General features: G+C 41.1%; 19 protein-coding genes and 1 other annotated feature. Of the genes, 2 read left to right on the forward strand and 17 right to left on the reverse strand.

The genetic code is table 11. The annotated features are described in order from the left end of the window. Nucleotides 1-142 precede the first annotated feature (142 nt). The 5 genes from pta to G602_RS0119020 form a co-directional block, all read right to left on the reverse strand. A complete protein-coding gene (gene pta, locus G602_RS0119000) occupies nt 143-1,126 on the reverse strand; it encodes a phosphate acetyltransferase (RefSeq protein ID WP_026660397.1) in 984 nt (327 codons plus the stop codon). A 260-nt stretch (nt 1,127-1,386) separates the two neighbouring features. Continuing rightward, nucleotides 1,387-2,874: a 4Fe-4S dicluster domain-containing protein gene (locus G602_RS0119005; protein ID WP_026660398.1), complete on the reverse strand. Its 1,488-nt coding sequence runs from the start codon at nt 2,872-2,874 to the stop codon at nt 1,387-1,389. A gap of 80 nt (nt 2,875-2,954) precedes the next feature. Beyond that, nucleotides 2,955-3,533: an ABC transporter ATP-binding protein gene (locus tag G602_RS0119010; RefSeq protein WP_026660399.1), complete on the reverse strand. Its 579-nt coding sequence runs from the start codon at nt 3,531-3,533 to the stop codon at nt 2,955-2,957. Then, complete coding sequence (locus G602_RS27530; RefSeq protein WP_044932770.1) at nt 3,530-4,306, reverse strand: ABC transporter permease; 777 nt, start codon at nt 4,304-4,306, stop codon at nt 3,530-3,532. Before G602_RS27530 ends, G602_RS0119010 begins: the two co-directional genes overlap by 4 nt. A gap of 127 nt (nt 4,307-4,433) precedes the next feature. After that, the gene (locus G602_RS0119020; RefSeq protein ID WP_026660400.1) at nt 4,434-5,627 is read right to left on the reverse strand and encodes an ABC transporter substrate-binding protein; all 1,194 of its coding nucleotides are present in this window, start codon (nt 5,625-5,627) and stop codon (nt 4,434-4,436) included. 210 nt (nt 5,628-5,837) lie between these two features. On the opposite strand from G602_RS0119020, the gene G602_RS0119025 reads away from it, so the two are divergent. After that, nucleotides 5,838-7,589, forward strand: a complete 1,752-nt coding sequence (locus G602_RS0119025) for a sensor domain-containing diguanylate cyclase (protein ID WP_026660401.1) — start codon at nt 5,838-5,840, stop codon at nt 7,587-7,589. A 54-nt stretch (nt 7,590-7,643) separates the two neighbouring features. Here G602_RS0119025 and G602_RS0119030 read toward each other — a convergent pair whose 3' ends face one another. The 12 genes from G602_RS0119030 to G602_RS0119085 all read right to left on the reverse strand — a co-directional run bounded on the left by G602_RS0119030 (nt 7,644) and on the right by G602_RS0119085 (nt 20,790). Next, nucleotides 7,644-8,912: an SLC13 family permease gene (locus G602_RS0119030; protein ID WP_026660403.1), complete on the reverse strand. Its 1,269-nt coding sequence runs from the start codon at nt 8,910-8,912 to the stop codon at nt 7,644-7,646. Between the two features lie 245 nt (nt 8,913-9,157). Then, the gene (locus tag G602_RS0119035; protein ID WP_044932771.1) at nt 9,158-9,940 is read right to left on the reverse strand and encodes an HAD-IIB family hydrolase; all 783 of its coding nucleotides are present in this window, start codon (nt 9,938-9,940) and stop codon (nt 9,158-9,160) included. Continuing rightward, nucleotides 9,940-11,163, reverse strand: a complete 1,224-nt coding sequence (tyrS, locus tag G602_RS0119040; protein WP_026660405.1) for a tyrosine--tRNA ligase — start codon at nt 11,161-11,163, stop codon at nt 9,940-9,942. The genes G602_RS0119035 and tyrS overlap by 1 nt, the downstream gene beginning before the upstream one ends. Before the next feature lie 71 nt (nt 11,164-11,234). Beyond that, nucleotides 11,235-11,489 (reverse strand) — a binding site (T-box leader). 51 nt (nt 11,490-11,540) lie between these two features. Beyond that, nucleotides 11,541-12,239 (reverse strand): hypothetical protein, encoded by a 699-nt coding sequence (locus G602_RS0119045; RefSeq protein WP_026660406.1) that lies wholly within the window; start codon nt 12,237-12,239, stop codon nt 11,541-11,543. A gap of 104 nt (nt 12,240-12,343) precedes the next feature. Beyond that, nucleotides 12,344-12,910: a hypothetical protein gene (locus tag G602_RS0119050; protein ID WP_026660407.1), complete on the reverse strand. Its 567-nt coding sequence runs from the start codon at nt 12,908-12,910 to the stop codon at nt 12,344-12,346. Nucleotides 12,911-12,931: 21 nt separating this feature from the next. After that, nucleotides 12,932-13,606, reverse strand: coding sequence for a hypothetical protein (locus G602_RS0119055; protein WP_026660408.1), 675 nt, complete (start codon nt 13,604-13,606; stop codon nt 12,932-12,934). Nucleotides 13,607-13,865: 259 nt separating this feature from the next. Next, nucleotides 13,866-14,432 carry a hypothetical protein gene (locus G602_RS0119060; RefSeq protein WP_026660409.1) on the reverse strand — a complete coding sequence of 189 codons (567 nt, stop codon included), beginning with the start codon at nt 14,430-14,432 and terminating at the stop codon, nt 13,866-13,868. Nucleotides 14,433-14,608: 176 nt separating this feature from the next. Beyond that, the gene (locus tag G602_RS0119065) at nt 14,609-16,174 is read right to left on the reverse strand and encodes a hypothetical protein (RefSeq protein WP_026660411.1); all 1,566 of its coding nucleotides are present in this window, start codon (nt 16,172-16,174) and stop codon (nt 14,609-14,611) included. A 36-nt stretch (nt 16,175-16,210) separates the two neighbouring features. Next, the gene (locus G602_RS0119070; protein ID WP_044932774.1) at nt 16,211-17,227 is read right to left on the reverse strand and encodes an NAD(P)H-dependent glycerol-3-phosphate dehydrogenase; all 1,017 of its coding nucleotides are present in this window, start codon (nt 17,225-17,227) and stop codon (nt 16,211-16,213) included. Between the two features lie 19 nt (nt 17,228-17,246). After that, complete coding sequence (locus G602_RS0119075) at nt 17,247-17,915, reverse strand: glycerol-3-phosphate acyltransferase (RefSeq protein ID WP_044932777.1); 669 nt, start codon at nt 17,913-17,915, stop codon at nt 17,247-17,249. Between the two features lie 179 nt (nt 17,916-18,094). Further along, nucleotides 18,095-19,435 carry a ribosome biogenesis GTPase Der gene (der, locus tag G602_RS0119080; protein ID WP_026660414.1) on the reverse strand — a complete coding sequence of 447 codons (1,341 nt, stop codon included), beginning with the start codon at nt 19,433-19,435 and terminating at the stop codon, nt 18,095-18,097. Further along, a complete protein-coding gene (locus G602_RS0119085; RefSeq protein ID WP_026660415.1) occupies nt 19,432-20,790 on the reverse strand; it encodes a DUF512 domain-containing protein in 1,359 nt (452 codons plus the stop codon). The genes der and G602_RS0119085 overlap by 4 nt, the downstream gene beginning before the upstream one ends. Nucleotides 20,791-20,887: 97 nt before the next feature. On the opposite strand from G602_RS0119085, the gene G602_RS0119090 reads away from it, so the two are divergent. After that, a complete protein-coding gene (locus G602_RS0119090) occupies nt 20,888-22,087 on the forward strand; it encodes a ribose-phosphate pyrophosphokinase (RefSeq protein ID WP_026660416.1) in 1,200 nt (399 codons plus the stop codon). Nucleotides 22,088-22,275 lie beyond the last annotated feature (188 nt).

Genomic DNA, 22,275 nt, shown 5'->3' on the forward strand with positions numbered 1-22,275 from the left:
TTAAATTATATGCCTTCTCCCTGGAAAGGGGAAGGATTAAATTATATGCCTTCTCCCTGGAAGGGGGAACGCTTAAATTATATGCCTTCTCCCTTCCAGGGAGAAGGTGGCACGTAGTGCCGGATGAGGGTGCTTATCATAATTATGCAAGACTAGCAGTAATGATAGCCATCGAATAAACCTCGATAGCGTTGCAGCCTCTGGAAAGGTCATTAATCTGAGCGTTAAGTCCAAGAAGGATAGGACCATATGCTTCAAAATTGCCCATGCGCTGTGCAATCTTATAACCAAGATTACCTGCATCGATGTTAGGGAAAATGAAGGTATTTGCGTGGCCTGCAACCGGTGAATCAGGAGTCTTAACTCTTGCTACCTTAGGAGATACAGCAGCATCAAACTGAAGCTCACCATCGATAGGAAGCTCAGGATACTTCTCCTGTGCCTTCTTAGTTGCATTCTGCATCTTTGTTACGGAAGGACTCTTTGCGGAACCCTTTGTTGAGAATGAAAGGAATGCAACCTTAGGATCAACGCCAAAAGCCTTAGCGCATTCTACTGTCTCACCACAGATCTCTACAAGCTCATCCTCTGTAGGATCGATGTTAATAGCACAGTCACCCATTGCTATTACTTCATTGTCCCCTGTAGCTGAAGGACGAACCAGGATGAAGCATGAAGAAACTACAGTATTGCCGGGCTTAGTCTTAATAATCTGAAGCGCAGGGCGAACTGTGTCTGCTGTAGAATATGTAGCACCACCAAGGAGGCAGTCAGCTTTCTTCATCTTAACAAGCATTGTTCCAAAATAGTTTGAATGTGAAAGAGTCTCTCTTGCCTTCTCGGGAGTCATACCCTTACTCTTACGAAGCTCTACGAATTCATCAACCATAGCATCAAAATCTTCATAGTTTGTAGGGTCTATGATAATAGCCCCTCTGATGTTATAGCCTTCATCCTCTGCAACCTTGTTAATAACATCAGGGTTACCAAGAAGTATAGGCTTTAAAAAATTGCCTGCGAGAAGTCTTGATGAAGCCTCAAGAATTCTGGGATCCTCTCCCTCTGTAAATACAATTGTCTTCGGACTTGCTTTGAGCTTGGAAATCATTTCTCCAAAACCGTACATTTTAATTCCTCCTAAATTATGAATAGATTAACCAGAAACGGTTATTGCAACTTTGATCAAATTGACATTTTTTAATGTCTGCATTAATTATGCCAAAAAATTATATACCCAAAGTATAAAATTACTCAAGAATAGATAAAATATTATCAAAGTTTTATAAACTCGAGGATAAAATATATAAAAAACAGCCGACAGATTCATTAATTATGAACCCGTCGGCCGCTATGATAATTTTTATCAGTACAGACAAAATATTTTTATCAGTCCGGAAGATCTATTTTCTTTCCATCTCTGTGCATAGAGAACTTATCCATAGGATAATTCTTGAGGTTTTCAAGAACCTTTCTTCCATCTGCTTTAGCAAGAAGGCTTGCTCTTGCCTTGGTGATTTCTGTCTCGGTCTTATGCTTGGAAGGACCGCCAACACAACCACCGGGACATACCATACCCTCGATAAAGTCATCAGGGAATTTGCCCATCTTAAGGAGTGTCAGTGCTTTCTTACACTCTATTCCACCTGCTGCACGGTGAAGCTTGAGGTCTCCGATATCCTCGCCTCTCTCCTGCATACATTCGATAACTGCATTTGCAACACCACCGCTTGTAGCAAAGCGCTTACCCCAGATTGAAGACTCCTGATACTCATCCTCAACAGGCTCGAACTCAACATCCTTGGATCTCAGAAGTGCTCTGATTTCGCCATAGGTTACAACATAATCTGCATTATCCGGAACCTCAGGATCCTGAGCTTCTGATTTCTTAGCTATGCAAGGTCCTACAAATACAGTAACGCATCCCGGACGTGTAGCCTTTAAGTATCTTGAAATAGCACACATAGGTGATACAGTTGAAGACATGTTGTTTTCGAACTGCTCAGGGAAGTGCTTCTTAAGCATATTGATAAATGCAGGGCAGCATGATGTAGTCATCTTCTTGCCTTCAGCATATGCCTCAGACCATTCCTTGGACTCATAGGCAGCAGTCATATCTCCACCAAGGCCAACCTCAACCATATCTGAGAAGCCAATCTTCATGAGTGCTTTTTTAATAGCAGCCATTGTTATGTTCTCACCAAACTGGCCTTCTGTAGCAGGAGCGCACATAGCAATAACTTCCTTGCCCTCTTTGATAGCCTCGATGATTTGAACAAGGTATGTCTTAGAACCGATAGCACCAAAAGGACAATTGTGAATGCAGTGTCCGCATGAAATGCACTTATCCTCATCTATCTTACAATATCCATACTCATCATAAGTGATAGCTCCAACAGGACATGCCTTGTGGCAGGGACGCTCAAGATGAACTATTGCACCGTAAGGGCAGGCCTTTGCACACATTCCGCATTCCTTACACTTTGCAGCATCGATATGCATCTTCATATCACCGGGATGAATCGCATCAAATTTGCATGAGTTTAGACATGCCTTACCTATACAAAAACGGCAATTATCAGTTACTGAAAAAGCTGAAATAGGACATTCATCACAAGCAGGATCGATTACCTGAACTACATTCTTGGAATCCTTGTTATAAGTTGTACTCTGTCCGCATGCAAGACGAATTCTCTGACGTACGATCTCGCGCTCCTTATAAACGCAGCATCTGTACTCAGGCTTCGGACCCGGAGCAACCTCATATGTGAGCTTGTCCTTATGATCCTCGTCAAGTTCACCCTTCCAGGCAAGGCGGCAAACCTCTTCCATTATCTTGTGTTTAAATCTTACCAGTCCCTCGTCGTTTGTTACCATAGAAATCTCCCAATTCTAAAATACTGTTAATAACTACTTATATAAAAGCATAATGCCTAAATATACAATTCAAAGAGCCTTTAAAGCTCAATTTTTCTGCAGAATTCCAATCCATCAGTATCATGGGCCGTAATAAGTAATGGATTTCTGCCCTGTTTTTCTCTGATATATTTAATTACCTTATTCCTGTTTTCACTATCGAGTCCTGTAAAAGGCTCATCAAGTATAAGCATATCAGAAGGAATACAGCATGCCCTAACGATTGCCACTCGTCTTTTCATGCCTCCCGAAAGCTGCGATACCGGCTTATCAAGGCAGTCAGCCGGAAGAAGTCTTAATAGCTCCTCTCTGGCAACCTTAGCAGAATTCTTACGGTTTACCATCACCACATTCTGCACAGGTGTAAAAGCTTCGCATAATCTGTTTTCCTGAAAAACTACTCCCGCATTAAGGTATGGATATTTATAATCACCCATAAAATGCACTTTGCCACTATCGGATTCTTCAAGGCTTAGAAGAATCCTCACCAATGTTGTCTTCCCACAGCCCGAAGGCCCTGTGAGCACATATGAATGATCCTCTTCTATCTCAAGATTAAAATCCTGCAATACCTTTAAATCACCATAGGATTTGCATATATTTTCCAGATCTATAGTCATTGCTTCTCCTTCCCGGATTCACCTGACTTGGAAGCAGGAATAAAAATCCTTTTTAAAATATAAATAAGAAGGAAGAAAAGCTTTTCTGTAACCCATGAAGCCAGAACTATTGTAAATGTCCAGGCAAATACCTCAGCAGTATCCAGGTTTATCTTGGATCTGTATAGCCCGTTTCCCATAGTGAGAAGGGGTTGTCCAATTACTTCCGCTGCTGCTCCGCTTTTAAAGCCCATGCCTACGGCTACTGAAAAAGCACCAAGGTATGATGGTATAAGTGCAGGTATATATATAAACCTTATCTTTGCTCCCATGGGCATTCTGTATACATGTGCCATCTCAAGAAGCTTTGAATCCGCAGCTGAGAATCCGCCTGTGGTAGCAAGATAAATAATAGGAAAGACTACAAGCGTTACTATTACTGTAGAAAGATTATCACTTCCTATCCATATTAGTATAAGTACCACGAAACTTGCAACAGGAACTGATTTAAGTACCGTAACAATGGGTGATACAAAATCGCCAAGGAGCTTAAATTTTATTGATAATGCTCCCAGTAATATTCCGATTATGCCGCCCAGTATAATTCCTGCTACGATATGCAGCACTGATGTTACAACAGAAGTGGCAAAATCAGGTGTTTTTGCCATGTTGATGAGTGCTGTTGCCGATTCTATCGGACCTGCAAGTAATATTTTATTGTGAATAAGTATGGATGCAATTTGCCAGAGAAAAAGCCAGCAAAGTGCGATTCCGAGTTTTTTAAGTCTTTTCAAAGGTTCCCCTCATCCGCCCTTCGGGCACCGTCTTCGCTCTGCTTCGGTCCGCGCTGTACCAACGTCTCCCAAGGGGAAGGCTATATTGTTTTGCCTTTCAATTTACTCCATTGGAAGGCTTTATATTTTAGTTGAAACTATAGAAGTCGTCACCGGGAAGGTTACCGCCAACGGACTTGGGATCCTGATCAAAGAGAACCTGAAGGTAACCTTCAAGTGCTGCCTTTGCGTCATCTCCTGTAATGCAGACGATATTACATTCGGGCAGAGCTTTCTTTGCAATCTCAGGCTTTTCAATAATGCCGTATTCGGCAACAAGAGCTGCTGTACCTTCAATATCTGATGAAGCCTTCTCTGTACTCTTCTCATGCTCGGAAATAAAGGTATTTACTGCATCAGGATTGCTCTCAAGAAAATCATTTCTTACAACAGTCACACCTGTAAGGAGCTTTGACCCGTCTGATACAGCGTCCCACTCATCAGTAAGAGAAAATGCTACTGAGAGCGCATCGTTCTTAGCAGTTGCTACAGTAACGAAGGGCTGGGGAAGAACTGCGATTTTTGTAGAATCCTCCTGAAGGAGTGCTGCTATTTCGGTTGCCTCGGATTTAAACTCAATGTTGCAGTCAGTTACGCCATTCTTATCAAGAAGGTATCTTAAAACATATTCAGGTGAAGCCCCCTGACCTGTTGAAATAACTGTCTTACCTGCAAGATCCTTAACGCTCTTTACTGTCTCGTCACCGGTCACGCAGTAAAGAACACCAAGTGTGTTAATATCAACCAGGCTTACACCGCCCTCAGTTTTATTATAAAGAACCGATGCCATATTAGCAGGAACAAGAGCAATATCGATATTTCCTGCAACCAAACCGGCCATAATCTCATCAGGCTGTGTTTTCATATCAAATTCATAACTGCCCTCGGATTCACCATTCTCTGAATCCTTCATGAGATTTACCAGCCCCATTGTTGTAGATCCTTTAAGAGAACCAACCCTTACTGTCACTGAATCAGCCGACTCTTCTGTTCCTTCTGCAATAACTTCAGCATCCTGAGCTTGTTCTTCTGTGTTGTCAGATTCCTCTGATGCTTCCTCAGAAGATACTGTTTCATCCTGTGTTTCTTCAATAGATGCTGCTTCTTCTTTTACTTCTTCATCAGTTGCAGATTCATTTGTTACAGATTCTGATGCTTCCTGCACAACTTCTTCATTTACAGTTTCATTATTTGTCTGTGCCGGCGTCTCTTTACCTGCGCAGCCGCCTAAGGTTGCCATCATAAGAGTCGTTGCACATAAGATAGATACTAGTTTTTTCATTTGAACTCCTCGAATTTTTCAATGTTTTTCATAAATTTTTCCATAAAGTCTTGGATATTATAGCATATAAAAGGTGATTATCAAAATAAGATATTACCAAACATATAACCCACTATGAAATTTTTATAAAAACGCAATATAATAAACGCTTATATAGTAAAATAAACTTGATATATGCGTAATTACTTACTTATGTAAGGAGACACAATCATGAAATTCAAGCAGACCGCTTTTACAGATACGTTTACGGAAAACATAAAACAATGGGCAGCAGAAATTCCGGATAGGGATAATTCTGCCATTTTTCATGTTTATGTTCCTTACCAGCTGGATAACAAATGCAAAAAGGTCGATGAAATTCGGAATATTCTATTGTGTGAAGCAGTCGGAATTCCCATTATCGGCTGCAGTGCTACGGGTGAAATATTAGACGGTCAGATGCGTGATGATGACATCGTTGTTACTCTGATGATTTTTGAAGATCCGGGAACCCAGGTAGAAGTCTTTTCAACTTATTCCAACTCGGAAGAATTTGATGCCGAAGAAGTGCTTGAATACGCTATGGGCATACCTCATCTCAAGGGTATAGAAATACTTACAGCCTGCAATTATCAACGCCTTGAGGCTGTAGGAATGGTTTTCGACAGACTTCCCAAGGATGTTGATATTTTTGGCGGAGTTGCGGTTGGTGACACCACTAATGCACAGATTGTATTCGTAAACGACCATGAATGCAGCTCCAATGGTTCTGTTTTTGTCTTCTATGTCGGACCCGAATTGCACATACAGACAAATCGCATGTTTGGCTGGAAGGCAATCGGCTATCCGATGAAGGTAACAAAATCAGAAGGCGCGCTTGTATATGAAATCGACGGCAAGCCGGCATATGATGTATACAATCACTATCTTCAGATAAAAAAGAACGAAAACTTTTTCTATGATGCACTCGAATTTCCCTTTGAAGTACAGGTGGATGAAAATACAAAGTACATTCGTCACGCAAAATCCGTAAATCCCGACGGCTCTATTGTGATGTCCACCAATGTACCGCAGGGAAGTTATGTCAGACTTACCTATGGTGACCCTCGAAGAATCATTGAACATACAAAGCAATCAGGTCTTCTTGTCAGGGATTTTGCACCGGAGGTAGTACTCATTATCAATTGTATGGGGCGAAAGCTCTTTTGGGGCGGAAAAGAAAATATAGAAATCGCAGAAGTCTCAAAATATATGAAGACTACAGGTTTTAGTGCACTAGGGGAAATCATGCGATACAGATCAACTACTGTTCTTAACAATCTCTCCATCGTTGCTGTAGCCATGAGAGAAGGTGCTGCGAAAAAGGTCATCGATTTGGATTTGGAAAATATGAACCAGGACACAAGTATGCCCATCACTGCAAGGCTTGCTATTTTCATAAATACAATCACGGATGAACTGATGGATAAGAACAGTCAGCTTGGAGAAATGCTCTATAAAGCTTCTCACGATGCTCTTACCGGTCTTCTTAACCGTGGAGCTATAGAGCGTCTCATATACGAGTCCTATGAAAATTCAAAAAACACCCCCGACTGGCACCTGATCATGTTTGATATAGATAACTTCAAACAAATAAATGATCAGTATGGACACATCGAGGGCGATAAAGCTCTTAAACTGGTATCGGATTATCTCTTACATAATGTATGCTCCCTCTCCAATGTTGAAGCGGGACGCTGGGGCGGAGAAGAATTCATGATTCTTCTCACGGGATACACCGATTTACAGATATATGATCTCGCAGAGACTATCCGAAAGCAAATAAAGCAGACCTCTGAAGCGCAAATAGCTTTTACCATAAGTGTAGGTATTACAAAGCATCTGCCGGAAGAAAGCGTTCCCAGCACACTTGACCGTGTCGACGCTCTTCTTTACGATGCAAAAAACAACGGCAAAAACATGGTATGCAGCGACCTTGAGTAGCAGATTTTTAACATAGAGTCCGACTTTTTCAGAAAAGCCGGACTCTATTGATAATTATCTCCAGAGTACCCACAGGAATACATACGCACCTATTACAGCTGCAAGTGTGAAAGGAATACCTATTCTTGCAAAGTCTCTGAAGCTGACCTCATAGCCTTCCTTTCTCAGCATACCCACACCTGCAATATTGCAGCTTGCTCCGACGGGAGTAATATTCCCACCAAGGGTTGCTCCGCAAAGAAGTCCAAAGTAAAGAAGATATGGAGCTATGCCAAGTGATGCTGTAACTCCCTGAAGTACGGGAAGCATTGTTGCAACATAAGGGATATTATCAATAAATGCTGATATAAGCACTGATCCCCAAACCACAATTGTAAACAGCAGGAAGATATTGTTGCCACCGGCTTTTACAATGAGACCTGCAAGATCATCTACAAGTCCAACCTCTGTCACACCACCGATTACCATAAACAATCCGGTAAGAAGTAATACAGTATCATAATCCAGGTTCTTAACAACCTTCTTTATGCGCTCTGCATCATGATCCTTAAAATACTCCCATACGATTCCTATAAGTGAGCAGACAAGGCAGATAACACCGTTTGTAATTTCCGGCTTATCAGGAATAAATGATGCACCCATAAGAAGTACAACGTGTGCGACCATCATAATAGTAGGTACATAATCCTTTACTACTGTCTTCTCTTCTGCAGATACTGGTTCCTTATCTTTTCTGAAAAGAACCATCATGATCGGAACAGTCAGAAGTGCTCCAAGCTCAACCGCAAAGAAAATTCCAAGTCTTCCGTTCATCCAGAAGAAATCATTAAAGTCCATCTTTGCATAAGCACCAAGCATGATCGAAGTTGTATCACCGACAAGTGTGGCAGCACCCTGCAGGTTTGAAGATACAGCTATTGAAATGATCATGGGCACAGGATTTATTTTCAGCTTTTTACAAATGGCAAGACCAACGGGAGCGACCATGAGAAGTGTTGCTACATTGTCGATAAAAGCCGAAATCAGTCCTGAGAACAATGACATGTAGATTGTAACCCACATAACATTCGGCGCCAGATCAAGAAGATGATCCGCTATAAGATTAGGCATCTTCGATTCAATAAAATAATCAACAAGAAGCAGTGTTCCGAATATCATAAGCAGAACATTCCAGTCGACTGCCGAAAATACCTTTGTATACGGAAGTATTCCCGTAACGATATAGATGGCTGCAACGCCAAGCGCAATGTACGCACGTCTCTTCGGAAATGCTATGAGGCCGACATACATAGCCACAAATAAGATAATTGCAAGAGTTTTCATTTTTCTTATCCTTTCGTTATTAAGATATTTTTATGAAAATACGTTAATCTGCAATAAAGAAGAAGTTACAAATAAAAAAGAGGCTTCTACTGCAGATAATGCAGTAAAAGTCTCGTTAATTACAACATACCCGGGGAATCATCTTCCCGTATTGACGGATGAATGCTACATGCAAAAGCACGATAACTACTCCCTTTTACCTATAATAAAATAGCAAATTTAAAGATAGGCGTCAAATGTAAAATTTATATCAGTTCGAAATGCTTCATAGCCTTCCAAATGCCATCATCATCGAGCGATGCGGTAATATAATCAGCGTACTCTGTAAGATCATGGTATGTATCTCCCATTCCTACACCCACGCCTGCTGCAAGCAGCATTTCCTTATCATTTATACTGTCTCCAAAAGCAAAGGTATTGGCAATATCCTCGCCGAGAAGTTCACATACCTTTTCGATTCCAACACCTTTGTCAAAGCCCTTAGGAACCATTTCAACCACTTTATCCGAATGAATAATGTAATTGTACAGATCAGAGAGTTCATCAAAGCAAGCATCTCTCTGAGAGGCAGGTACCGAAGTTTCACAGGAAATCTTTTGAAGCTCCCAGTTGCCCCAGCACTCATCAATGCCGCGGAGCTTATCTCCCATCTCTCTTATTACCTTCTCTCCGTACATATCACTACGAAAATCATCAAGCTCGAGATATAAATGATTAGGTCCTTCAAGGATTGGCTTGAAGCCGTATTTTCTTACGGTCTCAATTGATCTTATAGCCTCATCTGAAGGTATAAGTCGATTATATACTACCTCACCGTTATACTCGACCATTGTGCCGCATGCAGATACAATACCATCAAAACCGATTCCAAGAAGCTTTTCATTAGTGACAAAGGCTCTCGCCCTGCCGGTGTTTATAAAGCATTTATGCCCAAGCGCCCTGGCAGTGCGAATTGCCTCTATTGTCTTTTCATTTATCTCGTTCTTGTAGTTCCAAAGTGTTCCGTCAATATCAAAAAATAAAACCATTAAAATACTACTTTCTTAAAGGCCTTTTTGCCTCTCTTAACCATAACTCCGTCACCTGCAAAGGTATCCTTGGTATAGGTGGTCTTGAAGTCTGTTACTTTCTCATCTGCAAAGGTTACGCCGCCCTGCTGAACAGCTCTTCTTGCCTCATTTCTTGTAGGGCAAAGTCCTGATGAAACAAGAACCTGAAGAATATCAACAACACCGTCTCTAAAGTCCTCTTCCTTAAGAGAAACAGCAGGAACATTGGAAAGGTCTCCGCCACCTGCAAAGAGAGCTCTTGCTCCGTCCTGAGCCTTCTTAGCTTCTTCCTCACCATGTACAAGCTCTGTAAGCTGGAATGCAAGAATTTCCTTTTTCTCGTTGATTCTGGAATCCTCCCACTTCTCCATCTCCTCGATCTCTTCGATAGGAAGGAAAGTGAGCATCTTGAGACACTTATCAACATCTGCATCATCCACATTTCTCCAGTACTGGTAGAAATCGTAGGGTGATGTCTTCTTAGGATCAAGCCATACAGCGTTGCCGGCTGTCTTACCCATCTTCTTGCCCTGAGAATCTGTAAGAAGAGTGATTGTCATTGCGTGAGCATCCTTGCCAAGCTTTCTTCTGATAAGCTCAGTACCACCAAGCATGTTACTCCACTGATCATCTCCGCCAAACTCAAGATTACAGTTGTACTTCTGGAACATGTAATAGAAGTCATAGGACTGCATGATCATGTAGTTAAACTCAAGGAAAGAAAGTCCCTTCTCCATACGCTGCTTATAGCACTCTGCACGAAGCATGTTATTAACTGAAAAGCATGCGCCAACCTCTCTAAGAAGCTCAATGTAGTTAAGGTTCATAAGCCAGTCTGCGTTGTTAAGCATCATAGCTTTACCCTCACCAAAATCAATAAATTTCTCCATCTGCTTTTTGAAGCACTCTGCATTGTGGTCGATGTCTTCTCTTGTGAGCATCTTTCTCATATCGGTTCTTCCCGAAGGATCACCGATCATGGTTGTACCACCGCCAATAAGAGCGATAGGCTTATTTCCGGCCTGCTGAAGTCTCTTCATGAGTGTAAGCGCCATAAAGTGACCTGCTGTAAGACTGTCTGCCGTGCAGTCAAAGCCAATGTAAAATGTAGCCTTTCCCGCATTTACCAGTTCTCTTATCTGCTCTTCATCAGTTACCTGAGCGATAAGTCCTCTTCTTTGAAGTTCTTCATAAATCTGCATATTGTACCTTCCTTTTCCGCGAGAGATGAATTAATTTAGTAAACCCCATCCCCCGCAATCAATATTTGATTACGAAGGACGGGGTTAAATCCGTGTTACCACCTTCATTTACATAAAGCTCACGCTTCATGCCTCAGTAAGTACTAGGAAAATATTCCGCATACTCTTCCGACTAACGCTCGGTTCTCGTCACAGCTTACTAGATATATCATTCTTCCGTGCAGCTCCCGGAGGTATTCATCTAATGGTCATATCCGCGCCTCTCACCAACCGGCAGCTCTCTGTGGCTGAATCATTAAACTACTTATTCCGTTCATAGCCTTTAAGTAATAATTATCCTTATTTTTAATTTATTGTCAAGAATATAATTATCCGATTTAAAGTTTTGTCCAGATTGAAAGGGACTTCATATTTTTCTTGTAATAAGGTGTACTTGTAAATGGCACCTGGCCGCTCGAAAACTTTGCAATATTGCTATTATTCGTTCCGATTTCCTTTCTGGTGCCTGTAACACCTATAAGAATTTTCCCTTCACTTTTCTTAGGATACTCAAGTTCGTATGTCACATCCCAATTCTTGTTAAGGGTATATTCAGCCTCTACATTACCTTTCCTTTGTACCAGTTTCTTTAACTGTTTTCTTGTAACCATTCTCTTACAGGTATATACACCGCCTAATTGTCCTGTCTCCGCATCAAGTATAAAGGAAGCACGATTCATGGCACTGTTTTTATACTTACTCGCCTTAGCAATCTTTACTATATTCTTTTTGATCTTATTTAACGTTGATTTCGGATAATAGCAATGAATTGATACCTTGGCCTGCTTTGATTTATACTTTTTACCTTCATATACATATTCTCCGTCTTTTTTCTCCACAGTATCAAATCTCACTTTCATCTTTTGAAAACCGATACCGGGAAAATATGTCTTTATCGTATATGTGCCGTTCTCTTTGGCAGTAGTATTCAGCATATCTGCAGAATAGCCGGCAGCCCTCACAGTACCCGGAGTATTTGCAAATATTATTATGGATGTAAGAATAATCGCCGAAAGAGATCTAAAAACTTTTTTCATGTCTGCCCCCCGTATTTTCTTCTTTATTTCCTGCTTTAAATTATAGCCAAAAGTATACTCAAATAAAAAGGGATCAGTATATTTCTATACCAATCCCAAATTGATTACTTAATAACAAGCTTAAACTGCATTTTCTTACTCTTGCTGCTTCCTAAGTAAGAATTGTAAAGATATAACTCCTGGCCTGCTTCAAGTCCGATTTTACCTGTTCTTGATGTAGGTGTCTTATATATCTTTCTGGATGCAATTCTTAATCCATCCTTATCAGTACCCTTATTTTCAATTCTTGTGTAGCCAAGATATGTAGTATTATTCTGCACTAATGTAGATGTTATACCATTTGCAAACTTCTTATCATTAGCTTTAAGGTTACTTACTGTAATCTTATACTCCTTTGTTGTGGGAGCTACAAACTTTATATACCCCTGATACCAACCCTTACCGGTAACTTTCATCTTCACATTATAGGTTCCGGGCTTATCGATAACTACACAATTTGCATCGGCTACAGCCTTATCTGATGACCATTCCTGTGTCGGTAATGCAATCTTCTTTGTTTTTGCCTCAACATGTAAGGGATTAACAACTGTTACAGCAAAAGCAAATGCAAGAACCAGGCAAACAACGTTCTTAAGAATTCTGGAAATAACTGTATTCTTTTCTCTGTTCATAATTCTCAAATCCTCCACATATTACTGAAGTCTGATAGCTGCAATGTTCTTCTTGCTTCCGCCAAAGCCAGCCTCATTAAATGAGCATCTGCCGTATGTATAATTGGTGACGCTGCTGCTTGAAGGCTGTCCCTTTCTAAGACCTGCGATACCAACACAAACATCATCTGCAGTAACAGGGCATACAACATAAAGCTTATAGTTAACGCTCTTAGCATAGTTAACGCTTACATGCCATCTGATATAACCGTTTCTGTAAGTAGCCTTCTTCTTATACTCACTACCTGACTCCTGAATGCTTGAAAGATTAGATGCAATAAGTGCCTTAGTACCTCTTATGTCATTACCCTGGCTGTCTGTAAGAACCATTTCATAACTCTGGAATGAGCTTAAGCCTTTCTTTCTGCATTCCTTATGGATTCCTATAGCTTCATCTGTAGAAAACTTTGTGTTCTGTAATGTGAAATCAACATAATATACGTTGTAACCACGATCAGAGCCAACAAACTGCTTGTCATTGAATACAACCTTAGCCTTATGTGCCTTGGCACCCTTATAAAACTTAGACTGTACCTTCTTAGTCTGACCTACATTTACTGTGGTGATTCCTGCAGCGAGTGCTGTCTGAGGCATTGCTGTGAATGTGATAGCACATGCAAGAACAACGCCGGCGAGTGTTTTTAAAACTTTTCTCATATTCTTTTCCTCTTTCCTCTCTTGAGAGCATGATCTCTCCTTACGATAAGCCCCTCTCCTTACCTTAAGATCAGTTCCCTAAAACTTTTCGTGCGTCATCTATAATAACATAAAATTACAAAAAAATTAAGTTTTTTTGAATTTTTATTTTAATCTATTTTCGCATTTTATATGTGAACTACAATAAAAAACCGATATCGTCCCCTCCTGCGATATCGGCTGTATGGTGTTAAATCTTTTTATTCAAATTAAGTCTTATTTATTTGATACTAAAATCAAATGATACGCTCTTTGCGCGAATTCCGTCTGATGAGAAGTACAGATAGATTGTCTGACCCTGGTTAAGGTAAATCTGACCAAATCTCTTTGTATAGAATCCGTTTGAACCCTTCTTTGATGCAAAGAACATAGCAGACTCAGTTTTTCCATTGTTTGTGGATACATCTGTCTGGCTGATGCTATCAGGATCAAACTCATTCTGAGGAGTGCAAATATAGAAATAGCCATTAGCATATCTGCCGTTGCTGGCTCTTAAGTTCTTCTCTGTGAATTTATATACCTTTGAAGCAGGAGCTGTAAACTTAGCAAAAGCTCTTCCGGCATATCCCTTTTTCTTAATTGTGATTCTATAGTTACCTTTATTAAGTGTTTTTGCTACTGACTCAGCATAGCTGGCAGTAAACTTAGGATCTGAAACAGTGTTAAGCTTAATTTTCTTTGTCTTAGCTGCTGCTGTGATAGGATTTACAAACATAACTACCATAGCAAAAGCAAGCATCATTGATAATACTCTTGTAACAAGAGCTGTTGTTGATCTTTTCTTCATACCTTTGATTTCCCTCCGTTTTAAATATTTAACACCATCGCTCATTATAGCAAATATTGAAATTAATTTCGAGAGGTCTGTAATTTTCACGAAAGTTTTTTTCATTTTTCGCCTAATACAAAAAACAGCGGCCTGCAAATGATATTACAGGTCGCTGATAAAAATGCATTTCCGTTTTATTTATACAGATTAAGGAGTGAAGCATCCGGTAAATCATCAGTTATCATGGTATAAGTCTCGCCTTCTATTCCCTTATGCTTGTCCCAATATTTCTGATAATAGTTAAGCTGATCCTCAATGGTCTTTGCTTTTGACAATTCCATATTATAAACATAATTGTCAAATACATTCTTTTCAAGATAATCATCCATATAGCTGTAGTCCCACTCTGCTCCGATGGGCTTTAGATAGAGTGAAAACATAGGAGTCTCGTAATCTGAGGTAAGCACCGCCTCAACGCATATAGGCTCATTCCCTACAGGAGGTTTGATAATGGCAAACCACTCCTTGTCTCCATTATCAGTACCTATTACACCTGTAACAGATATCCATCCGTCATCCCTGAACTCACTTTTTATATTTTTAAAATTCGCGGAATCTCCCATTATGGAACGGATAAATACAACAGGCTCCTTTTTCTCGTCGATAACTATTCGTGCGAATGCATTTGTTCCAATGCCATTGAATGACTTGCCATAAAACTGGCCTTCCTCACCGAATAGTAATATTCCGTTATAATCTCCGACCAATTTCAGGGCTTCGTCAAAGTCATAATCAGCCTTAACAGTTTCTTCGATGGAGTTATCTACAAGTTCAAGAGAACCGCCCTGCTCTTCACCTGCTGTCTCTGCAGAAGCACTGGTTTCTTCAACGACTTCCTGCCACTCGTTCCACTTATCACTCCCCTTCTTTGCGAACACATATTTTACTGTATCCGACAGACTAAGTGTAATACTGCCATCAGCATTAACCTCGCCTACTTTTGTGTCCCCATTCAGGTAGAACTTATTATTATTAATTGTTGTATCAAAGCTGAGATCCTGCTCAGCAACATACATACTAACTGAGCCGTCATCATTTACTGTCAGATATTCTCCGGGTTCAATCCAGACTTCCTCCTGGTCATTCTCAATGGCTGCAACTGCATCGTAATAGCCGCTGACTGTGTCGGAATCATTTGCCTCTACAGCCTCATCACTACCTGCCTCAATGACTGAAGCGCTATCAGAATTTTCATCAATTGCAGATTCTTCAGCCTCTGCGCTTTCGTCACCAAAGCTCCCTGAAGAGCCTACAGAGTTCTCACCGTCCTGTCCGGCTGTCCCGGCCTTTTCTTTTCCTGCATGAGAAGAGACTATGTCGTTGCATACAAGTGTAACCGTAACTCCGGAGCCTTCAAGATCTTCAAGGACCATTACTCCGTCCTTTACAGTGCCGTCAAAGGTGGCTCCGCCTCCCTCGCCATGGAAGGTTTCTCCGTCAAGCTTCCATTTGAAGTTTCCACCCTCGTCACCACTTTGAAGGTGTGCCTTACCGCCCTTCTTAAGCTCAATGGTAAGACCATCTTCCCATACATCCTTTACATTCAGCTCTATTCCGCTCATCTTTGCGGTAGTTGCCTCATAGACGCCAAGGTTCGGATCGTCCGCGCCGCTGTCGCTTCCACATGCAGTAAACAGAATCGTTGTCAAAGTTAATACTGCACAGGTAAAACTCCTTAATACCATTCCGCTTCTCTTCATTTTTTATCCCCCTCATAATGCTAAAAAATATGTTACTTACCAGCCCTGAAGGTCATTTTCGTCCTTCTTATCGCGGCTCATAAGATCCATGACCGCATCTTTGGCCGATTTTCCACCAAACAGTACTTCGTTGACCTGCTCAACTATTGGCATCTCAACCTCATATTTCTTCGCAAGTTCCAGCGCTGCTGCAGCACTGTTTACACCCTCAACTACCATCTTAACTTCTCCGGTAGCTTCTTCAACTGTTTTCCCCTGTCCTATGAGAATACCTGCCCTCCTGTTTCTGGAGTGCATGGAAGCACAGGTTACAACAAGATCGCCGATTCCCGAAAGTCCGGAGAAAGTTTCATAGTCTCCACCCATGGCAGCACCAAGTCTGGACATTTCAGCTATACCTCTCGTAATAAGAGCAGCCTTGGCATTATCACCATATCCAAGTCCATCGCATACACCGGCAGCCAAAGCTATTACATTTTTAAGAGCTGCTCCGATTTCAATTCCAAGCATGTCCGGGCTAGTGTAAACTCTGAAGGTATCAGCCATAAACGCATCCTGAACAGCCTTTGCAGATTCCTTTGAAAATGCGCTGACTACGATAGTTGTAGGAAGGTCTTTTCCGACTTCCTCTGCATGAGATGGGCCTGAAAGTACAGCCACGTCACTACCAGGAAGAACATCCAGAATTACATCAGACATAAGCATAAGGGTGTCTGATTCTATACCCTTAGCGCAGTTAACTATTATCTGATGGCGGTCATCCTCATTTGCAAGAAAAGGCTTCATTTTCTCACAGACTTCACGAATGGCAACTGAAGGGACCGTTACTACTATCATGTCCTTATCCCTGAGCGCATCTTCCATGTTGTCGGTAATTTTTATTGAACCATCAATTATTACTCCGGGAAGTTTATCCTTATCTTCCCTGTTAATCTTCAGTTTTTCAGCAGATTCCCTGCTTCGTGCCCAAATAGTTACGTTTGCTCCGTTTTTCCATAGTCTCCTTGCAAGTGCGATTCCCCAGCTTCCTGAGCCTATGACGGCGATGTCCATACTATCCAAGTTGTCCTCCTTAATCTATCTTATTCTTCTTCCAGATGTAGGTTTTTCTTTCCTCACCTCTGATCAGTCTTCCAATATTGGTTCTGTGCTGATAAAAGGCAAGAGCTGTCATTGCAAAAGCTATAATATATATTTCAATAAGATTAGCCTGTGATATATTGCCAAGCAGTCCCATCTGCCCTTCTACAATCAGTTGTATAAAAAATACAGTGTACAGGCACAGTGAGCCAAGAGATACATAATGTGTAATGTTAAACGGAATAAGGAATCCCAAAAGTCCGCCTAATATAAATGATGGCTTAAAGGCTACTATGTATCCTGCTGTGCAGGCGATTCCTTTGCCTCCCCTGAAATTCGTGTAAAAAGGGAAGTCGTGTCCCAAAACACATCCGGCAGCAGTATATATTTTCAAAAGATATTTCATATCTGCATAGCTGTCTCCGAGTAAAAACCTGCAGACGATTGAAGATACAATTACTGCGGCTATGCACTTGAGCATATCGGCAAAAAGTACTGTGAATCCGGCCTTTGGTCCAAGTGCCCTCAAAGTGTTTGTGGTTCCTGCGTTACCGCTTCCAACACTCCTGATGTCTACACCTTTCATGTTGCAGTATATGACTGCTGACTGAATAAGTCCGAAGGCGTAGCCTATAAGTAAGCATATAGGTCTTGCTATCATTATAAATCTCCTTCCATACCCCTCATCCGGCGCTAAGTGCCACCTGTCTGTTTTCAGCACCCCTCATCCGGCACTTCGTGCCACCTTCCCCCCCAAGGGGAAGGCTTTAAATTTAAATTGCCCCTTCTCACAATTGTAGAAGGCTTTTATTTTATTCTATATCTTTGTATAAGATACGATCACTTCTTGGTTGTTTTGTCGTTGTTTCTCTCACGGATAATGAACTTTAAGGGAGTTCCCTTGAATCCGAAAGAAGCACGAATCTGATTCTCGATATATCTTGTATATGAGAAATGCATCAGCTTTTTATCATTAACAAATATAACAAAGGTCGGGGGCTTAACTGCAGCCTGGGTAATGTAATAAAGCTTAAGCATCTTGCCTTTGTCTGACGGAGGCTGCTGCATTACAACTGCCTGCATCATAATCTCATTAAGGACACCTGTTGCAACTCTCATTGCATGATTCTCGCTTACTGCATCAATCATGTCGTAGAGCTTAACAAGTCTCTGTCCGGTCTCAGCGGATATAAAGATGATTTCAGCATAAGGCATGAATGAAAGCGTGGTTCTTACGTCCTTAGTAAATTCATTTACTGTCTTGTTGTCCTTTTCAATAAGATCCCACTTGTTTACGGCAATGATTACGCCCTTTCCTCTGTCATGGGCTATACCTGCGATCTTCGCATCCTGCTCGGTTACACCTTCGTCCGCGTTTATAACGATAACAGCCACATCTGCACGCTCAACAGCGGTTACGGTTCTGAGGATCATGTACTCCTCGAGCTTTTCCTTTACCTTGTTCTTCCTGCGAAGTCCGGCTGTATCAATGAAAGTATACTTCTTGCCATTATATTTAACTTCCGTATCAATCGCATCTCTGGTAGTACCTGCAACATCTGATACGATCAGTCTGTTCTCGCCGCAAAGTCTGTTTATAATTGAACTCTTTCCAACATTAGGTTTTCCGATAACAGCAACCCTGATGGAATCATCCTCTTCCTCATCAGCATCTGATGCTGTGAAGTTTTTGGTAACCTCCTCAAGAAGATCTCCTATTCCCTGCTTATTGGCAGCACTTATAGGAAAAGGCTCTCCGATTCCCAGATTGTAGAATTCATAAACATCCATGGAATCTCTTTTAAAGCTGTCCACCTTATTTACGCAAAGTACTACAGGCTTTCTGGACTTTCTAAGCATATCCGCCACCTGAGAATCCGCATCTGTTAGTCCCTGCTTTACATCACACATGAAAATAATAACATCCGCAGTCTCTATTGCTATCTCTGCCTGATCACGCATCTGCGCAAGTATTGTATCATTTGTATCAGGCTCAATACCACCGGTATCAACCAGTGTGAAGTTATAGTTAAGCCACTCCACATCCTGATAGATACGGTCTCTTGTTACACCCGGTGTATCTTCTACTATGGAAATATTTTTGCCGGCTACCGCATTAAAAAGTGTGCTCTTTCCGACATTAGGTCTTCCAACAACTGCAACTATATTTTTTCTTTTCATATATTACCATCCTGTTCAAAAATAAGTCCCCTGATGAAATCCATTCCCCCACTTTTAATAATACGAACCTTTGTGCCAAGCTCACGCTCGATATCACTTACTCTGACATCATCCAGAAGATAATCCTCGCCTGCCCTCAGAACATTCTGCGGAAGTATCAGCGCATCTCCAAGCTTCTGTCCTCGAAGCTGCTCTATTATATCCTGTCCTGTCAAAAGTCCCGTAACAGTAATTCTCTCTCCGAAAAAGTTATTGGTTATCTCATGGACATGCACCGTAAGATTCGGAATTACCTTTGTAAGCTTCTCTGTCATCTCACAAATGTAGGGATAAATAAGCTTACCGCTTGCAGTAGAAACCTCGCTCTCATAAGTAGCAAGATCTATTCCCTCAATCCCGTTTTGTTTAACATCCTCAAGTGCCTGATCAAACTCATCGAGAAGAAGCCTTACCATTCCGACTCCATTTTCAAGCTGGCCGTAATCATCATAGATATCCGCATCAGGAATCGGAAGCTCTGCTATCATATACCATTCATCCGACGCATGTACAAAATGATCTCCGTATTCCTTATAGGATTTTTCCTGCCAGTATTCTATCTCCTCAATAACCTTACGTGCATCCTCTTTTTCAAAGGGCTCAAGTGGATACAGGCCCTCTCTGAACTTGGAGAGTCCAACAGGAACCACGGATACACTCTTAAGATTCGGTCTGTAATTATACAGATCCGTAAGCGATCTGTGAAGCTCTGCCCCGTCATTAACATCCTTACACAAAACAATCTGACCGTTGAGCTCTATTCCGCTGCCCTCTGCACAAAGCTTATCTACCTTTTTCAGTGCTTCGCCCGCAAAGCGGTTATTTAGCATTTTGCATCTAAGCTCGGGATTTGTTGTCTGGAAAGATACATTAATCGGTGACAGATGATACTTAAGAATTCTGTCAATATCCTCATCGCTCATGTTTGTAAGGGTTACATAGTTACCCTGAAGAAATGACAGTCTCGCATCGTCATCCTTGAAGTATAAGGTCTCTCTCATTCCCGGAGGCATCTGATCTATAAAACAAAATATGCACTTATTACAACAAGACCTGTAGTCATCCATAAGTCCGTTATCGAACTCAATACCCAGATCCTCGTCATAATACTTCTCGATTTCAAGCTCCCACTCCTCGCCATCAGGTTTTTGTATAAGAAGTGTCAGTTCCTCATCCTGAACCATATACTGATAATCGAAAATATCCTTTATTGGCGTATCGTTTATTGCAAGCAAACGATCCCCGGCAGCAATCTCCATTTCCTCTGCTATGCTTCCGGGTTCTACCTTTTTTATTAAATGTCCTTCGTTTTTCATAATAGTGATTGTACCATATCTTGACGTATTAGCATATGATACAATAATATAGTAGCGTAAAAAAATCTATATATTCATATATATGTTAGGAGATAAAATGCCTGATTTTCATAAGTTAGACTCATCCATGCCTGTTGCACCGCTTGCTTTCATTGTAATGGACAGCGCACACGACCTTGGCGAACTTGTTAATTCACACCTTGTATCCTTTAGACACGATCTACATGACACTCCCGGTAATGATCCCGCTTTTCAGGGTTATGTCAGAGATGACTACCGGGTAAAATTCTCCAATCCGCGTTTCGGGAGCGGAGAAAGTAAAGCTCAGATGCGTGAATCCGTTCGCGGCAAGGACGTTTTCATTCTTACGGATGTCATGAATCACAGCATGACTTATAAAATGTTCGGATACGATAATTACTACTCTCCCGATGATCACTATCAGGATCTTAAGAGAGTTATCGCTGCCATCGATGGTAAAGCAAGAAGAATAAATATCATCATGCCTTTTCTTTATGAAGGCAGACAGCACAATAAGAATAATCGCGAATCACTTGATGCTGCTGTAATGTTTTCAGAGCTTTATAAAATGGGCATCAGCAACTTCATCACCTTTGATGCGCACGATCCCAGAATTTCAAATGCCGCACCTATATCCGGCTTTGACAATTTCATGGCTTCTCCTCAGTTTATGAAGGCTCTCATTTCCGAGATCGATGATCTTACCGTTGATAAGGAACATCTCACTGTTATAAGCCCGGATGAGGGTGCTTTGGACAGAGCTGTGTATTTCTCAAATGTTCTTAATGTTGATACAGGAATGTTCTACAAGAGACGTGACTACAGTAAGGTTGTCAATGGTTCAAATCCTATTGTTGCTCACGAGTATCTCGGTTCCTCCATTGAGGGCAAGGACGTTATCATTATTGATGATATGATTTCTTCCGGCTCCAGTATGATAGACACCTCTCGTCAGCTCAAGAAAAAGGGTGCCAAGCGCGTATTTATCTGCACAACCTTTGGTCTTTTCACCAATGGTATTGAGGTTTTTGATGAAGGTTATGAAAAGGGCGATTTTGATGCACTTATAACTACTAACCTGATTTATCAGAATCCTGAATTTGTAAAAAGAGAATACTATCACGTAGCTGACATGAGTAAGTTCATGGCGACCATAATTGATTTCATGAATCATGATGATTCCTTAAGTAATGTTATTACTCCTACTGAGAAGCTTCATAGTATTTTGAAGAAGTATAATTCGAGAAGTGTTAAGACTGAGGATTTGTTTGACTAATAAAAAACAGACGGTTGAGTCCCCTCATCCGTCTGCTTCGCAGACACCTTCCCCCCAAGGGGAAGGCGTTTTTTATGATTATCTATCCCTTTAAACAGAGTTTTTTATAATTATCTATCCCTTTAAACAGAGTTTTTTATGATTATCCATCCCTTTAAACAGAGTTTTTTATAATTATCTATCCCTTT

It is taken from the genome of Butyrivibrio sp. AC2005, from assembly GCF_000424145.1.
Classification (GTDB): Bacteria; Bacillota; Clostridia; order Lachnospirales; family Lachnospiraceae; genus Butyrivibrio.

Coding starts and splice junctions, on each gene's coding strand:
- pta (WP_026660397.1), bottom strand. CDS start 1,126: ATGTACGGTTTTGGAGAAATGATTTCCAAGCTCAAAGCAAGTCCGAAG.
- G602_RS0119005 (WP_026660398.1), bottom strand. CDS start 2,874: ATGGTAACAAACGACGAGGGACTGGTAAGATTTAAACACAAGATAATG.
- G602_RS0119010 (WP_026660399.1), bottom strand. CDS start 3,533: ATGACTATAGATCTGGAAAATATATGCAAATCCTATGGTGATTTAAAG.
- G602_RS0119020 (WP_026660400.1), bottom strand. CDS start 5,627: ATGAAAAAACTAGTATCTATCTTATGTGCAACGACTCTTATGATGGCA.
- G602_RS0119025 (WP_026660401.1), top strand. CDS start 5,838: ATGAAATTCAAGCAGACCGCTTTTACAGATACGTTTACGGAAAACATA.
- G602_RS0119030 (WP_026660403.1), bottom strand. CDS start 8,912: ATGAAAACTCTTGCAATTATCTTATTTGTGGCTATGTATGTCGGCCTC.
- G602_RS0119035 (WP_044932771.1), bottom strand. CDS start 9,940: ATGGTTTTATTTTTTGATATTGACGGAACACTTTGGAACTACAAGAAC.
- tyrS (WP_026660405.1), bottom strand. CDS start 11,163: ATGCAGATTTATGAAGAACTTCAAAGAAGAGGACTTATCGCTCAGGTA.
- G602_RS0119045 (WP_026660406.1), bottom strand. CDS start 12,239: ATGAAAAAAGTTTTTAGATCTCTTTCGGCGATTATTCTTACATCCATA.
- G602_RS0119050 (WP_026660407.1), bottom strand. CDS start 12,910: ATGAACAGAGAAAAGAATACAGTTATTTCCAGAATTCTTAAGAACGTT.
- G602_RS0119055 (WP_026660408.1), bottom strand. CDS start 13,606: ATGAGAAAAGTTTTAAAAACACTCGCCGGCGTTGTTCTTGCATGTGCT.
- G602_RS0119060 (WP_026660409.1), bottom strand. CDS start 14,432: ATGAAGAAAAGATCAACAACAGCTCTTGTTACAAGAGTATTATCAATG.
- G602_RS0119065 (WP_026660411.1), bottom strand. CDS start 16,174: ATGAAGAGAAGCGGAATGGTATTAAGGAGTTTTACCTGTGCAGTATTA.
- G602_RS0119070 (WP_044932774.1), bottom strand. CDS start 17,227: ATGGACATCGCCGTCATAGGCTCAGGAAGCTGGGGAATCGCACTTGCA.
- G602_RS0119075 (WP_044932777.1), bottom strand. CDS start 17,915: ATGATAGCAAGACCTATATGCTTACTTATAGGCTACGCCTTCGGACTT.
- der (WP_026660414.1), bottom strand. CDS start 19,435: ATGAAAAGAAAAAATATAGTTGCAGTTGTTGGAAGACCTAATGTCGGA.
- G602_RS0119085 (WP_026660415.1), bottom strand. CDS start 20,790: ATGAAAAACGAAGGACATTTAATAAAAAAGGTAGAACCCGGAAGCATA.
- G602_RS0119090 (WP_026660416.1), top strand. CDS start 20,888: ATGCCTGATTTTCATAAGTTAGACTCATCCATGCCTGTTGCACCGCTT.